We start from the raw sequence: 13611 nt of genomic DNA, 5'->3' as shown, positions 1-13611 counted from the left end.
CATGATTTCAGGGCAGCAGCGAGCGTGCCTGCTGTTGTTGCAGATAGAGTTCACGAAAAAGCGCTAAACGCTGTTGCAGGAGCGCATGGCGGGAGGCATCAGGCTGATAGCACGCCTGCACTGCCGGCTTGCGGCATACCTGCTCTTCCTCTCCCCCCGCAGCCAGCCAGGCGAGCCGGGCTGCACCCAGCGCGCCAGAAGCGCTGGCGGGATGCGTCACAATCGGTAAGGCCAGCACATCGGCGATCAGCTGCGCCCACAGGCTGCTGCGCGCGCCGCCGCCGGTCAGGCTGCACGCCTTAATCTGCTGACGGGCATCGCCCAGTACCGCAAAGCCGTCCGCCAGTCCAAACGCGACGCCCTCAATCACCGCGTAGCCAAGCAGCGCACGCTGCGTTTCATGACGCAGATGGAAGAAAGCGCCCGTTGCATGCGGATCGTTATGTGGTGTGCGTTCACCGGAGAGGTAAGGCAGGAACAGTGGCGCGTGGCGTTTTTGCTCCTCGCTGAGCTGCGCCATCTCGGCCATAAGCTCGCTTTCCGTTACCGAGAGCAGCTGACATAACCAGCGCAGGCAGCTGGCGGCGCTGAGCATCACGCTCATCTGGTGCCAGCGTCCCGGCAGGGCGTGACAAAAGGCATGCACGCCGGATTGCGGGTCGGCCTGCAGGCGATCGTTAACGACAAAAATCACGCCGGAAGTGCCGAGAGAAATAAAAGCATCGCCGGGATTTACCGCGCCGACACCCACTGCGGAGGTGGCGTTATCGCCGCCGCCGCCGGCGATAATGACCGACGGCGAGAGGCCCCAGGCCTGAGCAAGTTCAGGCAACAGCGTGCCGCTGATGGCGCTCCCTTCGACCAGTTCCGGCATCTGTTCGCGCGTGAGCTGGCCGGTAGCGAGCAGCGCATCAGACCAGTCACGCTTTGCCACGTCCAGCCACAGGGTACCTGCCGCATCGGACGGATCGCTGACGTAGCGACCGCTTAGCCGCCAGCGCAGGTAATCTTTCGGCAGCAGGACTTTAGCGATGCGCCGGAAGATGTCAGGTTCATGCTGCGCCACCCAGCGCAGCTTAGGCGCGGTGAAGCCAGGCATCACCATATTGCCGCTAATCGCCATAATTTCCGGATGATGATGGCTTAACCATTCGCACTCTGCGGCGCTGCGCGTGTCGTTCCAGAGGATGCAGGGACGCAACACCTCGCCCTGCCCATCCAGCAGCACCGCGCCATGCATCTGGCCTGAAAGTCCCAGGGCGCGAACGTCGGCCCAGGCGTCGGGTGCCTGCTGTCGCAGGCTGGCGACCACCTGATGGCAGGCCTGCCACCAGGCGTCAGGATGCTGCTCGGCCCAGTGAGGATGAGGACGCTGCACCTGCAAAGTGGCATGCTCAGACGCCACGATCTCGCCCTGCGCGTTAAGAATCAGTGCCTTCAGTTCAGAAGTGCCGATATCGATACCGAGATACATCACGCCTCTCCTTATGCCGTAGCCAGCTGACGTTCAGGCTGCTGTAGCCAGGTTTCCAGACGGGCAACGGTGCCGGACACCAGCGCGTGGAATTCACGGCTGTTCGCCAGTTCGCCAAACAGCGCCTCGTCATGCAGGAAGGCGCTGAGCGGATCGTCACCGGCAAACAGCTGGCGCAGGACGTCTGGCTGCATCACGCCATCCTGATAGCGGTAAGGCAGCTCGCCCTGCGCCCAGCGCTGCAGAAACAGGAAGAACAGCGCCGGTAGCACCGCGCTGGCGGCAGGCGTGACACCGCGCTGGTAACATTCACGCAGGGTTGGCGTCACCATGCCGGGGATTTTTGACAGGCCATCGGCAGCCACGCGCTGGTTGGTATCTTTGATATAGGGATTGCTAAAGCGGTCCAGCACCACATCGCGATACGCCTCAAGGTCGAGCGGGCTGGGCGACAGTGAAGGGATCACATCCTGTGATATATAGTCCCATGCCAGCTGATAAATGGCTTTGTGCCGCGTACTCTCGTCGATGTGCTGCAGGCCAATGAGCGTGCCGGCCCAGGCGATGCCGCTATGGGTGGCATTGAGGATGCGGATTTTTGCCTCTTCCCACGGCAGCACCGACGCCACCAGTTCAACACCCACTTTCTCCAGCGCCGGTCGTCCGGCGATAAAATCATCCTCGATCACCCACTGGATAAAGGATTCCGCCATCACCGGCACCGCATCCTCTTTCCCGGTCGCCGCCCTGACGCGATCAGCGACGTCAGGGGTGGGTCGCGGCGTAATGCGGTCCACCATGGTATTGGGCGAGGTGGTGTTGTCCCTTACCCAGGCGGCCAGCGCCTGTTCACCTTTCGCCGTCAGAAACGCCAGGAAACCCTGACGGAAGCGCTCGCCGTTATGGCGCAGATTATCGCAGTTCAGCAGGGTAACGGGCGCTCCGCCACTGGCGACGCGCTGGGTCAGGATTCGGCTCAGGGCGCCATAGATAGTCCGTATCTCACCGTTAAGATCGGCTTTGATGTCGGCCTGTTGCAGATCCAGCTCAAACGCCGGCGTCAGGTAATATCCCGCTTCGGTAACGGTAAAGGCGATAACGCGGGTTTCCGCTGCTGCGCCCTGTCCGACCAGGGCGCTAATCTGGCTATCCCAGGGCAGGACCTGACGAATCGAGGTAATAGTTTCATAGTCACGCTCGCCTTCTGGCGTCACCGTTTCGAGGACGTATTCACCATTCTGTGCCGCCAGCTGTGACAGCAGCGGCGTGGCGTCATCACGCACGTTGCCCAGCGCGATACTCCAGCTCTCATCGCCCTGCTGCAGCAGCCTGTGCAGATACCACGCCTGATGTGCGCGATGAAACGAACCTGCTCCGATATGCATCCATACTGATTTGCTCATAATGCGCCCCTATAAACATTTGTCAGAGTTCAGGGCATTTGCCCGATGCAGGCTATCTTAGTCGCCAGTCTCCCCTGGGATCTGCGAGTCTTATCACAAATTAATCTTTTGCTCTTTTAATGGGCATTTGCCCGGCTAGGGTTTTCCGGCGATCTCGGGATAAAATGGGGCTTCACTGACTGCGGGATGCTGCGATGAACAAAGAAGAGAAAAAACAGGAACTGGCAGCGCGGGCGGCCTGGATGTATTACGTGGCAGGTCTGACGCAGCAGGAGATTGCCCGCGCATTAGGTTTGTCACGCCAGGTCGCGCAGCGGCTGGTCTCCAGCGCACGCGAAATGGGCATGGTCAGCGTCAAGATCGATCATCCCGTGACCCACTGTCTGCGGCTGGCGCGCGATGTGCAGGAGAAGTTCGCGCTGAAACTCTGCCGGGTGGTGCCTTCCGCTAATCTCGATGATGAAGCGATCCAGCAGATGCTGGCGGTAGAGGGCGCGGAGGTGATGGCGCAGTTTATCAGTGAGGAAGCGCCGCAGGTCTTCGGCATCGGGTCCGGTAAAACGTTGCGCGCGATGATCGATGCGCTGCCGTGGACGGAGCGGCCGCAGCATCAGTGCGTTTCGATGATTGGCGCCATTGCCCGCGACGATTCCGGCACGCGCTATGACGTACCGCTGAAGATGTCGGAAAAAATGCAGGGCAAATATTACTTTATTCCGGCGCCGCTCTATGCCGACAGCCCGGAAGATAAAGTGATGTGGTGCCAGCATCAGGTTTATCAGCGCGTGGCCAACCGCGCGCTGCAGGCAGACGTGGCGTTTCTCGGCATCGGCGAAGTCACGCCCGGCTGTCCGCTCAATGCGGAAGGCTTTATTACCGACACTCAGGTTGATGCGCTTAACCAACGTGGCGTGGTGGGCGAGATGCTCGGACACTTTTTCAATCAGCAGGGCGAGCGAGTCTATGGCGAGACCGATACGCTGCTCACCAGCGTCACGCTGGAGAGCCAGACGGCGCGTCATATTATCGGCTTTGCTGGCGGCGAACGAAAATATCCGGCGATCCATGCCGCACTGCGTGGCGGATGGGTATCGGGACTGGTAACCGATGAAGCCAGCGCAATGCGGCTACTGAACGAATCCTGATCCGCCCGCGTCATCGCGACGCGGGCGCTGATTTACTTCAGAGAACCTTTGAGAAACTGCTGCAGACGGGGGCTTTTGGGAGTGTCGAACAGCTCGGCGGGCGTTCCTTCCTCTTCAATTTTTCCCTGATGCAGGAAAATGACGTGGCTGGAGACGTGACGAGCGAACTCCATCTCGTGGGTCACTACCACCATGGTTTTCCCCTCTTCGGCCAGCTTCTGCATAATGCGCAGCACCTCACCCACCAGCTCAGGATCGAGCGCGGAGGTGGGCTCATCGAACAGCAGCACCTCCGGCTCCATCGCCAGCGCACGGGCGATAGAGACGCGCTGCTGCTGGCCGCCGGACAGGTTCACCGGATATTTTGCGCGGGCGCGCTCATCAATACCCACCTTATCCAGATAGCGGATTGCGCGTTCGCGCGCCTCGCTCTTGCTCAGGCCCAGCACCTGCATCGGCGCTTCCATCACGTTCTGCAGCACCGTCATATGGCTCCAGAGATTGAAGTGCTGAAACACCATCGTCAGGCTGGTGCGCAGCTCGCGCAGCTGCTCCTTATCCGATACCTTCAGCTGTCCGTCGGTGTCACGGACCAGGCTGATATTGTGATTATTGACGGAAATTGCGCCTTCACTGGGCTTTTCCAGGAAATTAATACAGCGCAAAAAGGTACTTTTCCCCGAACCGGACGATCCGATAATGCTGATCACGTCGCCAGCCACTGCCCGTAGCGAAACGCCCTTAAGAACTTCATGTTCACCGTAACGCTTATGCAGGTCGGTGACGCTTAATTTAATTTCGTCCATATTTCTACTCAGTGAGCCCTGGGTTTAACGTGCGCCAGCCAGCGTTTTTCCGCCAGACGGAACAGACTAATCAACACATAAGAGATAATCAGATACAGCACTGCTGCAAGACTGAAGGCGATAAAGGGTTGATAGGTGGCGGAGTTGATATCACGCGCCACCTTCAGCAAATCCGGCACCGTGGCGGTAAACGCCAGCGCCGTGGAGTGCAGCATCAGAATCACTTCGTTACTGTAGGCGGGCAGCGCAGTGCGCAGCGCCGACGGCATAATAATGCAGCGGTAAAGCTTAAAGGTGGAGAAACCATAGGCCCGCGCCGCCTCAATCTCACCGTGCGGCACGGCACGAATAGCGCCCGCAAAGATTTCAGTGGTGTAGGCGCAGGTATTGAGCGTCAGCGCCAGCAGCGTACAGTTCAGGCCGCTGCGGAAGAACGCGTTAAGCAGGTCGTTGCCCTTAACGATTTCCAGCGTGTACATGCCGGAATAAAAGACCAGCAGCTGCACATAGAGCGGCGTACCGCGGAAGATGTAGGTAAAAAGCCAGACCGGGAAGCGCACCGCTTTAACGGGGGAGACGCGGGCGATTGAGAGCAGCACCGCCAGACAGCCGCCCAGCACCACGGAGAGGATCAGCAGCCAGAGCGTAATGGCAACGCCGGTAAAGCGGTAGCCGTCACTCCAGAGCAGCGCCTTCCAGTATTCCTGAATAATATCGATCATAAATCTGCCCTTCTCACGCCCACGCTGTAACGGCGTTCAAGCCACCACAGTACGCCGTTGGAGATCGTGGTGAAAATGAGGTAAATAACGCCCGCGACCAGCGCAAAATAGAACGGCTGCCAGGTAGTTTTTCCCGCCAGCTGCGTCGCCTTCACCACATCTTCCAGACCCAGCAGCGAGACCAGCGCCGTGGATTTGAGAATGACCTGCCAGTTATTGCCGATGCCCGGCAGCGCGTAGCGCATCATGCCAGGAAAAAGAATGCGCCTGAAGGTTTGCGATGAGGTAAAGCCAAACGCCGTGGCCGCCTCAATCTGCCCACCCGGCACCGCCATATAGGCGCCCCGGAAGGTTTCGGTAAAGTAGGCGCCGTAGATAAACCCCAGCGTGATGATACCGGCGGCCATCGGGTCGATATTAAACTGCCCGACGCCAAGCATTTCGGTCACCTGGTTAAGCGCGATTTGCAGTCCGTAGAAAATCAGCAGCATCAGCACCAGGTCAGGCACGCCGCGGATCAGGGTGGTATAGCCATTGAAGATGACCCTGAGCAAACGACTGCTGGAAAGTTTGGCCCCGGCCCCGATTAAGCCAAGCACAACGGCGAGCAGTACCGAGCTGAGCGCCAGCTCAAGCGTGACCACCGCGCCTTTAAAGATAACTTCTGAATACCCATACAGCATAAAAATGTCCTGTCTTCAGACGGCTGATAACCCCAGGCCGTACGTGCCGAAGCGTAATCTCCCGCACCATACCGGCTCGTCCCCGCCGTCAGGATGCGGCTTCCGGCACCCGGACGTGCAGCCTGCCCGTCCGGCGCAGCCGCTTTATCAGCAAATTATTCCCGGGATTTCGCGTCTTATCCGCAAACGGTGGGATAAAACGGGCGCCGCCGGCCGCAGCCGGACAGCGCCCATGACAGGTTTTCTTAACCGCCGTAGACGTCAAAGTCGAAATACTTTTTCGCTAACTTATCGTAGGTGCCGTCTTCGCGCATCGATGCAAAGGCTTTATCGATAGCGGCTTTCAGCTCAGAATCATCTTTACGCATACCCATGCCTGTGCCCACGCCAAAGATTTTTTCATCTTTTACCGCCGGGCCCGCAAAAGCGTAATCTTTGCCGACAGGCTGCTTGAGGAAACCTTCGCTGGCGGCCACTTCATCCTGGAACGCCGCGTCGATACGTCCGGCGGTCAGATCCTGATAAACCAGATCCTGGTTAGCGTAAGGCGTGATGGTAACGCCTTCCGGACGCCAGTGCTGGTTAGCATAAGTTTCCTGCGTGGTGCCCTGAAGCAGACCGATGGTTTTTCCCTTCAGCGATGCCAGAGACGGCTCGATTTTTGATCCCTTCGGCGCAATCAGGCGGGCATTGGCCGCATAGAGTTTTTCAGAGAAGGCGATCTCCTGCTGGCGCTTTTCGGTGATCGAGAGCGAAGAGATGATGGCATCAATTTTCTTAGCTTTGAGCGATGGGATCAGCGCATCGAAATCGCTTTCAACATAGGTACATTTAGTCTCAATGCGCTTACAGATCTCATTAGCCAGATCGATATCGAAGCCGACCAGCTCACCCTGGACATTTTTCGATTCAAAAGGCGCGTAGGTAGGATCGGTGCCGATACGGAGCGTTTTTGGCACGGCAGCATAGGCGCTGCTGGTGCCCGCGACAGCCAGCAGTAAAGAGAGTGCCAGGACCTGCTTTTTCATAATTTACCCTCGGAGATAGTTTTTATTATTGACGTCGTGATGTGTTGAGCGCAGTACGAACAGTTCTGGGTTGCAGGTTTCATGCCACTTTTACAAATGACCGCCCCGCGGCTGTGCAATCCGGAAAGCGGGTGTGGCGGTGGGACAGGCTTCCGGAAAGGTAGGAAATTTATAGCAGCTTTGTATCACCGAAGCGGTAACAATGTTGCATTTTGGTGCACTGGATGCACGAAAAGCGATCCAGCACCCGTTAATGCACTATATTGGTGCCTTAACTTCGCGGGTCTGCACCTTCCCAGCGCGTAAAAAGATCGTCCTCCAGGGTGATATCAAACTGATCGAGCACGCGGTTCACGGTCTGATCGACAATAGCCACAATGTTGTCCGGGCGATGATAAAAAGCGGGTACCGGCGGCATAATGATCGCACCCAGCTCGGCGGCGGTGGTCATCATGCGCAGATGTCCTAAATGCAGCGGGGTTTCACGCACGCACAGCACCAGACGGCGGCGCTCCTTCAACACCACGTCGGCGGCGCGGGTCAGCAGTCCATCCGTATAGCTGTGCACGATGCCCGACAGGGTTTTCATCGAACAGGGTAAAATCATCATCCCTTCGGTTTTAAACGACCCGGAGGAGATGCTGGCGGCAATATCGCGCACGTCATGTACCACATCGGCCATCGCCTGCACGTCACGCACGGAGTAATCACTCTCCAGCGCCAGCGTCTGACGCGCCGCCTGACTCATTACCAGATGGGTTTCCACCCCGCTGACCTGCTGCAGGATCTGCAACGCACGTACGCCGTAAATCACGCCGCTGGCGCCTGAGATGCCGATAATGAGTTTTTTCATAATAAACCTGCGCTGTTAAAGACGAAAAGGGCCCGCAAAACCGGCGGGCCAAAAAAAAGAAATGGGCCGGAATCGCTTCCAGCCCATCATACCTGCTGACACACCGTTAAGGGTATTAACCTTCGTTGTGCATTTCCAGATTTTCCACTTCGTTCTGACGAGCCATCGCTTTGGCATCGTCATTCCGCAGCGACTGCAGATATTCAAGATACTGCTGATCGACATCTTTAGTGACGTAAACCCCGTTGAAGACCGAACACTCAAACTGAGCGATATCCGGATTCTCTTCACGAACGGCGTCGATAAGATCGCTGAGATCCTGGAAAATCAGCGCATCCGCACCAATCAGCTGGCGGATCTCTTCCACTTCACGACCGTGGGCAATCAGTTCCGTTGCGCTTGGCATATCGATGCCATAAACGTTCGGGAAACGGATTTCCGGCGCGGCGGAGGCGAGATAGACTTTTTTCGCGCCGGCTTCGCGGGCCATCTCAATGATCTGCTCAGACGTGGTGCCGCGAACGATGGAATCATCCACCAGCAGCACGTTCTTATCACGAAACTCCGCGCGGTTGGCGTTCAGCTTACGCCTGACGGCGCTGCGGCGCTGATGCTGGCCCGGCATGATAAAGGTACGGCCCACGTAGCGGTTTTTAACGAACCCCTGACGGTAAGGCTTATCCAGAATGCGGGCCATCTCCAGCGCGATATCGCAGGAGGTTTCCGGGATCGGAATGACCACATCGATATCCAGATCTTCCCACTCGCGGGCAATTTTCTCGCCCAGCTTGGTGCCCATACGGACGCGTGCGCTGTAGACGGAGATTTTGTCCAGGAACGAATCCGGGCGGGAAAAATAGACGTACTCAAACAGGCAGGGATTGCATTTCGGGTTTTCCGCGCACTGACGCGTAAACAGCTGCCCTTTCTCGGTGACGTAGACCGCTTCGCCTGGCGCAACGTCGCGCAGGAATTCAAAGCCGAGCGTATCCAGCGCCACGCTTTCAGAGGCCACCATATATTCGCTGCGGCCATCCTGCATGCCGCGCTTGCCAATGACCAGCGGGCGAATGCCGTTAGGATCGCGGAAAGCCACCAGGCCGTGGCCGATGATCATCGCCACGCAGGCGTAAGCGCCGCGAACCTGCTGGTGCACCGCCGCAACGGCCGCAAAAATGTTTTCGGCTTCCAGCGGGTAGTGCTGAAAGCGATCCAGCTCAACCGCAAAGATATTCAGCAGGATCTCAGAATCTGAGGTGGTGTTGACATGACGGCGACCGCTTTCAAACAGCTGCTTACGCAGTTCGTGGGCGTTGGTCAGGTTGCCGTTGTGCGCAAGCGTAATGCCGTAAGGCGAGTTGACGTAGAAAGGCTGCGCTTCGGAAGCGCTGGAGCTTCCCGCTGTAGGATAGCGCACGTGGCCAATCCCCATATTGCCCTGCAAACGCTGCATATGGCGGGCTTCAAAAATATCGCTGACCAGTCCGTTTGCTTTACGCAGGCGGAAACAGTTTAAGGCATCAATAGTAACGATGCCCGCCGCATCCTGCCCACGGTGCTGAAGCACCGTTAACGCGTCATAAATCGACTGGTTGACCGGCATAAAACCGGCGATCCCGACAATACCGCACATGTTGTCATATCCTCATAAGCCGCAACCCCGGCTCGATTACCGGGGTAAAAAACTCGACGTGCTTTGCAGGTAGTCAAAAAACCACCTGATAACATAACTGAACTGGGGAACAAGCTGGGACTGCTGCCAGTCCGGGCTTTTGGAAAAACCGGTGAATGTGTCGAGGAAAAACAGAATGGCTGATACGATCAGCACGCCGCGTAATGCCCCGAAACAGACTCCCAGTACCCTGTCGGTACCCGACAGGCCGGTTTTTTCAACCAGCGACCCAATCACGTAGTTGACGATTGCCCCGACTAACAGCGTGGCAATGAACAACACCGCAATGGCGATGCCATTTCGAACCAGTTCGTCTTCAAAACCTGTAAACCAGACGGCAAGGAAGCTGTAGTAATGGCTGGCGACAAAAAATGCGCAACCCCAGGTGACGAGAGAAAGTGCTTCCCGGACGAACCCACGGATCAGGCTCACGAGAGCCGAAAAACCAATAACCGCAATAATGACGTAATCTATCCAGACCATGAACTCTTCTGCATCCAGTTCGGGGCGAATTCTAACAGAAAAAGAAAACGTTTGCGTACCGTTTTCCTTTGCCCGTTTAATTAAAACGCCTTGCTTAAAAAAACGGCGTTTGCTCCCCGGCCGGACAGGCGGAGGGCACCTGACGTGTGGAGAAAACAACCGCCTGATTTACAGTAAATTAACGCCCGCCAGCACCGCTATTTTACGCAGGCCGGGGGTGCGCTTAATGGGGAATGAAAGGCTGTATCTTTCACAGTAACAGGCACAGCCTTTCAATAAAGCATCGCGCCCCTGTCAGGGCGCGAAAATCGTGCCGGAACCGTTAGCGAACGCTATAGGGCTTAATTACGCCGCTCAGTCCGGAAAGACCTTTCAGCTCACCGATGGACCCCTGCAATTTGGCCTTTGAGGCATCAGGCCCGACGTAAATACGGGTGATTTGCCCCTGCACGGGAGAAGCCGGCACGGTAAAGGCACGGTAGCCTGAGAGGCGTAGCTTCGCCACAATCTCATCGACTTTGGCGGCGTTTTTCAGCGCGCCAAGCTGCACGACCCAGGCCTGGCCCGTCGGTGCACTTTCACGCTCTGCCGGCGCCGTTTCCGGCTTAGGCTTAGGCTGAGGCTTCGGCTTCTCTACAGGAGCCGGTTTTTCTACCGGCTTCGGCTGCGGTTTAGGCTGTGCCGCGGGTACCGGTTTCCTGACTGGTTCAGGCTCAGGCCGGGACTGCTGTACCGGCGGCGGCGTGATCACCGTCGGCTGGTTAGAGGACTGCGGCGCATTTGAGCCGCTCTCCGCCCGCGACGGATTGTCGTTGCCGCTTCCCTCTGGCGCCAGGCTGGCTGGAGGGTGGGCCGGGAGCGACTGGGTGACCGGCGGTACCATGTCAGTCTCCTGCTGATCGCCAGGCTTCGGCACCAGCGGAATGGCCGCGAACTCCTCTTTATAATGCTTTTTCTTACCATCCAGCAGGCCGGGCAGAATAATCACGCCCAGCGCCACGATAATGATGGTGCCGACTAAACGGTTTTGAAACTTACTTGCCACTGCCCTTCTCCGTTTCCATCGTTTCCATTACCTGCGCTACCGTGTGGAATGAACCACACACTATTACCACGTCCCGCTCTTCAACCTGCAAAAGCGCATGCTGGTAAGCGGCGACGACGCTGGTGAAAGCCTGCGCCTGCGGCAGATGCGTTAACAGTTCCTCTGCGGTCGCGCCACGCGGGCCCGCCAGCGGCGCACAGTACCACTGGTCAACTTCCGGTAGCAGGCAGGCCAGCGTACCGGCGATGTCTTTATCATGCAGCATTCCTACCACCGCGTGCACCTTGCCGGTTTTTGGCAGGGCGCTAAGGCGGCCAGCCAGGTATGCCGCCGCGTGCGGGTTATGCGCCACATCAAGGATAACGCGCGGTGACTGCAAGACGGTCTGAAAACGCCCTGGCAGAATCGCTTTATCCAGCCACTGCCGGATGAGGGTGTCATCCACCTTCAGCCCCGATGCCCGCAATGCCGCCAGCGCGGTGGCGGCGTTGGGCAGCGGCACCTGCGGCAGCGGCAGTCCGCTGAGCGTACCGTGTGAATCGCTGAACGCCCAGCTGTCGTCGCCAACGCGGAATGACCAGTCACGGCCACGCTTCAGCAGCTGTGCGCCTACCGAGTCGGCGACATCGGCGATCGTTGAGGGCATATCAGGCTCCCCTACCACGGCAGGTTTTCCGCCGCGGAAGATACCCGCCTTTTCACGGCCAATGCTGTCGCGATCCGGCCCCAGCCAGTCGGTATGGTCGAGGGCAATACTGGTCACCACAGCGACATCAGCGTCCACAATGTTGGTCGCATCCAGCCGCCCGCCCAGTCCCACTTCAAGAATGACCACATCCAGTTTCGCCCGCTTAAACAGCCAGAGCGCGGAAAGCATGCCATATTCAAAATAGGTGAGTGACGTCTCTCCCCGTCCGGCTTCAATCTCCGCAAATGAGGCGGTGTGATCGGCTTCGGGCAGCTCTTCGTCCTGAATGCGTACGCGTTCGGTATAGCGCAGAAGATGGGGAGAGCTGAACACGCCGACGCGATACCCCGCCGCCATCAGCAGCGTCTCCAGCGTACGACAGGTGGTGCCTTTGCCGTTGGTGCCGGCGACGGTGAAAACGAAGGGAGCAGGCGTCAGCAGATCCAGCGCGTCAGCCACGCGTTGAACGCGGGCCAGCCCGAGTTCGATAGCCTGAGAATGCAGATTCTCAAGATAATGAAGCCACGTGACCAGAGGCGACGTGGCTTGAGGAAGATTATCCATGTGTCCCGTTCACTGCGTTACGGTGCATTGGTGAAAGGGCTTTCGCCCTTTCGATCGTCGGTCAGGCCTCGTGGCTCTGTGAAGGGTCGTCGTCAACGGCTTCGCTCAGGACTTCTTCCTGTGGCGCAGGCAGATTCATCATCTTCGCCAGAACGCTGGCCAGCTTGAAGCGCATGACCGGACGGCGCACGATCATATCGATGGCGCCCTTCTCAATCAGGAACTCGCTGCGCTGGAAGCCCGGTGGCAGCTTCTCGCGAACGGTCTGCTCAATCACGCGCGGGCCGGCAAAGCCGATCAGCGCTTTCGGTTCAGCAATATTCAGATCGCCCAGCATCGCAAAGCTCGCCGACACGCCGCCCATGGTCGGGTCAGTCAGCACGGAGATATAAGGCAGACCGCGCTCCTGCATCTTAGCCAGCGCCGCGCTGGTCTTCGCCATCTGCATCAGCGACTGAAGCGCTTCCTGCATACGGGCGCCGCCGGAGGCGGAGAAGCAGATCATCGGGCAGTTATCTTCCAGCGCCTGCTCGACGGCGCGAACGAAACGCGCGCCCACGACGGAGCCCATGGAACCGCCCATAAAGGCGAATTCAAACGCCGCCGCCACGACAGGCATGCCGTGCAGCGTGCCTTTCATAACGATCAGCGCGTCTTTCTCGCCGGTGTCTTTTTGCGCGGCGACCAGACGGTCTTTATACTTTTTGGAATCCCGGAATTTGAGCAGATCTTTTGGCTCCAGCTCGCTGCCCAGTTCAACCATCGACCCTTCATCCAGCACGCTGTGCAGGCGATCGCGTCCGTGCATGCGCATGTGGTGATCGCATTTCGGGCAGACTTCCAGATTACGCTCCAGCTCGGCGCGGTAAAGTACCTGACCACAGCTGTCACACTTGGTCCAGACGCCTTCCGGAATGCTGGCCTTGCGCGATGGGGTAATAGTGCTCTTATTGAGAATTCGTTCAATCCAGCTCATTGATGACCTTTCTGTTTGAACCTGGTGAAACCAGTTTTTCTTTTTCCGCGCCGCATGCTGCGGCACGGA

13 protein-coding genes are annotated in these 13611 nt (G+C 57.9%); 1 reads left to right on the top strand and 12 read right to left on the bottom strand.

The features are described from left to right. Positions 1-7: 7 nt before the first annotated feature. A complete protein-coding gene (xylB, locus tag AAH446_RS09370) occupies positions 8-1474 on the bottom strand; it encodes a xylulokinase (protein ID WP_342906751.1) in 1467 nt (488 codons plus the stop codon). Between the two features lie 11 nt (positions 1475-1485). Further along, complete coding sequence (gene dalD, locus AAH446_RS09365; RefSeq protein ID WP_342906448.1) at positions 1486-2877, bottom strand: D-arabinitol 4-dehydrogenase; 1392 nt, start codon at positions 2875-2877, stop codon at positions 1486-1488. Positions 2878-3071: 194 nt separating this feature from the next. Here dalD and AAH446_RS09360 point away from each other — a divergent pair, with 194 nt between their 5' ends. Continuing rightward, positions 3072-4022 carry a sugar-binding transcriptional regulator gene (locus AAH446_RS09360; protein ID WP_342906447.1) on the top strand — a complete coding sequence of 317 codons (951 nt, stop codon included), beginning with the start codon at positions 3072-3074 and terminating at the stop codon, positions 4020-4022. A gap of 32 nt (positions 4023-4054) precedes the next feature. Here the strand turns inward: AAH446_RS09360 and hisP are convergent, their stop codons facing one another. The 10 genes from hisP to accD all read right to left on the bottom strand — a co-directional run bounded on the left by hisP (position 4055) and on the right by accD (position 13542). Next, the gene (gene hisP / locus AAH446_RS09355; RefSeq protein WP_342906446.1) at positions 4055-4828 is read right to left on the bottom strand and encodes a histidine ABC transporter ATP-binding protein HisP; all 774 of its coding nucleotides are present in this window, start codon (positions 4826-4828) and stop codon (positions 4055-4057) included. Between the two features lie 8 nt (positions 4829-4836). Further along, a complete protein-coding gene (locus AAH446_RS09350) occupies positions 4837-5550 on the bottom strand; it encodes an ABC transporter permease (RefSeq protein ID WP_342906445.1) in 714 nt (237 codons plus the stop codon). Then, a complete protein-coding gene (locus AAH446_RS09345; RefSeq protein WP_342906444.1) occupies positions 5547-6233 on the bottom strand; it encodes a histidine ABC transporter permease HisQ in 687 nt (228 codons plus the stop codon). The genes AAH446_RS09350 and AAH446_RS09345 overlap by 4 nt, the downstream gene beginning before the upstream one ends. A 245-nt stretch (positions 6234-6478) precedes the next feature. Next, positions 6479-7261 (bottom strand): histidine ABC transporter substrate-binding protein HisJ, encoded by a 783-nt coding sequence (gene hisJ / locus AAH446_RS09340; protein ID WP_342906443.1) that lies wholly within the window; start codon positions 7259-7261, stop codon positions 6479-6481. Positions 7262-7532: 271 nt separating this feature from the next. Beyond that, complete coding sequence (locus tag AAH446_RS09335) at positions 7533-8114, bottom strand: UbiX family flavin prenyltransferase (RefSeq protein WP_342906442.1); 582 nt, start codon at positions 8112-8114, stop codon at positions 7533-7535. 115 nt (positions 8115-8229) lie between these two features. Further along, positions 8230-9747: an amidophosphoribosyltransferase gene (gene purF / locus AAH446_RS09330; protein ID WP_342906441.1), complete on the bottom strand. Its 1518-nt coding sequence runs from the start codon at positions 9745-9747 to the stop codon at positions 8230-8232. Positions 9748-9783: 36 nt separating this feature from the next. Beyond that, entirely contained in the window at positions 9784-10269 is a 486-nt protein-coding gene (cvpA, locus tag AAH446_RS09325; RefSeq protein ID WP_342906440.1) for a colicin V production protein, read from the bottom strand. Positions 10270-10591: 322 nt separating this feature from the next. Next, on the bottom strand, positions 10592-11314 hold the full coding sequence (dedD, locus tag AAH446_RS09320; RefSeq protein ID WP_342906439.1) for a cell division protein DedD: 723 nt from the start codon (positions 11312-11314) through the stop codon (positions 10592-10594). Further along, positions 11304-12566, bottom strand: a complete 1263-nt coding sequence (gene folC, locus AAH446_RS09315) for a bifunctional tetrahydrofolate synthase/dihydrofolate synthase (protein WP_342906438.1) — start codon at positions 12564-12566, stop codon at positions 11304-11306. Before folC ends, dedD begins: the two co-directional genes overlap by 11 nt. A gap of 61 nt (positions 12567-12627) precedes the next feature. Next, complete coding sequence (gene accD, locus AAH446_RS09310) at positions 12628-13542, bottom strand: acetyl-CoA carboxylase, carboxyltransferase subunit beta (protein WP_342906437.1); 915 nt, start codon at positions 13540-13542, stop codon at positions 12628-12630. Positions 13543-13611 lie beyond the last annotated feature (69 nt).

Source organism: Erwinia psychrophila (assembly GCF_039023475.1).
Classification (GTDB): Bacteria; Pseudomonadota; Gammaproteobacteria; order Enterobacterales; family Enterobacteriaceae; genus Erwinia.
Note: the sequence above shows the minus strand (reverse complement) of the source record. Positions and strands in the feature narration are given on the sequence as shown.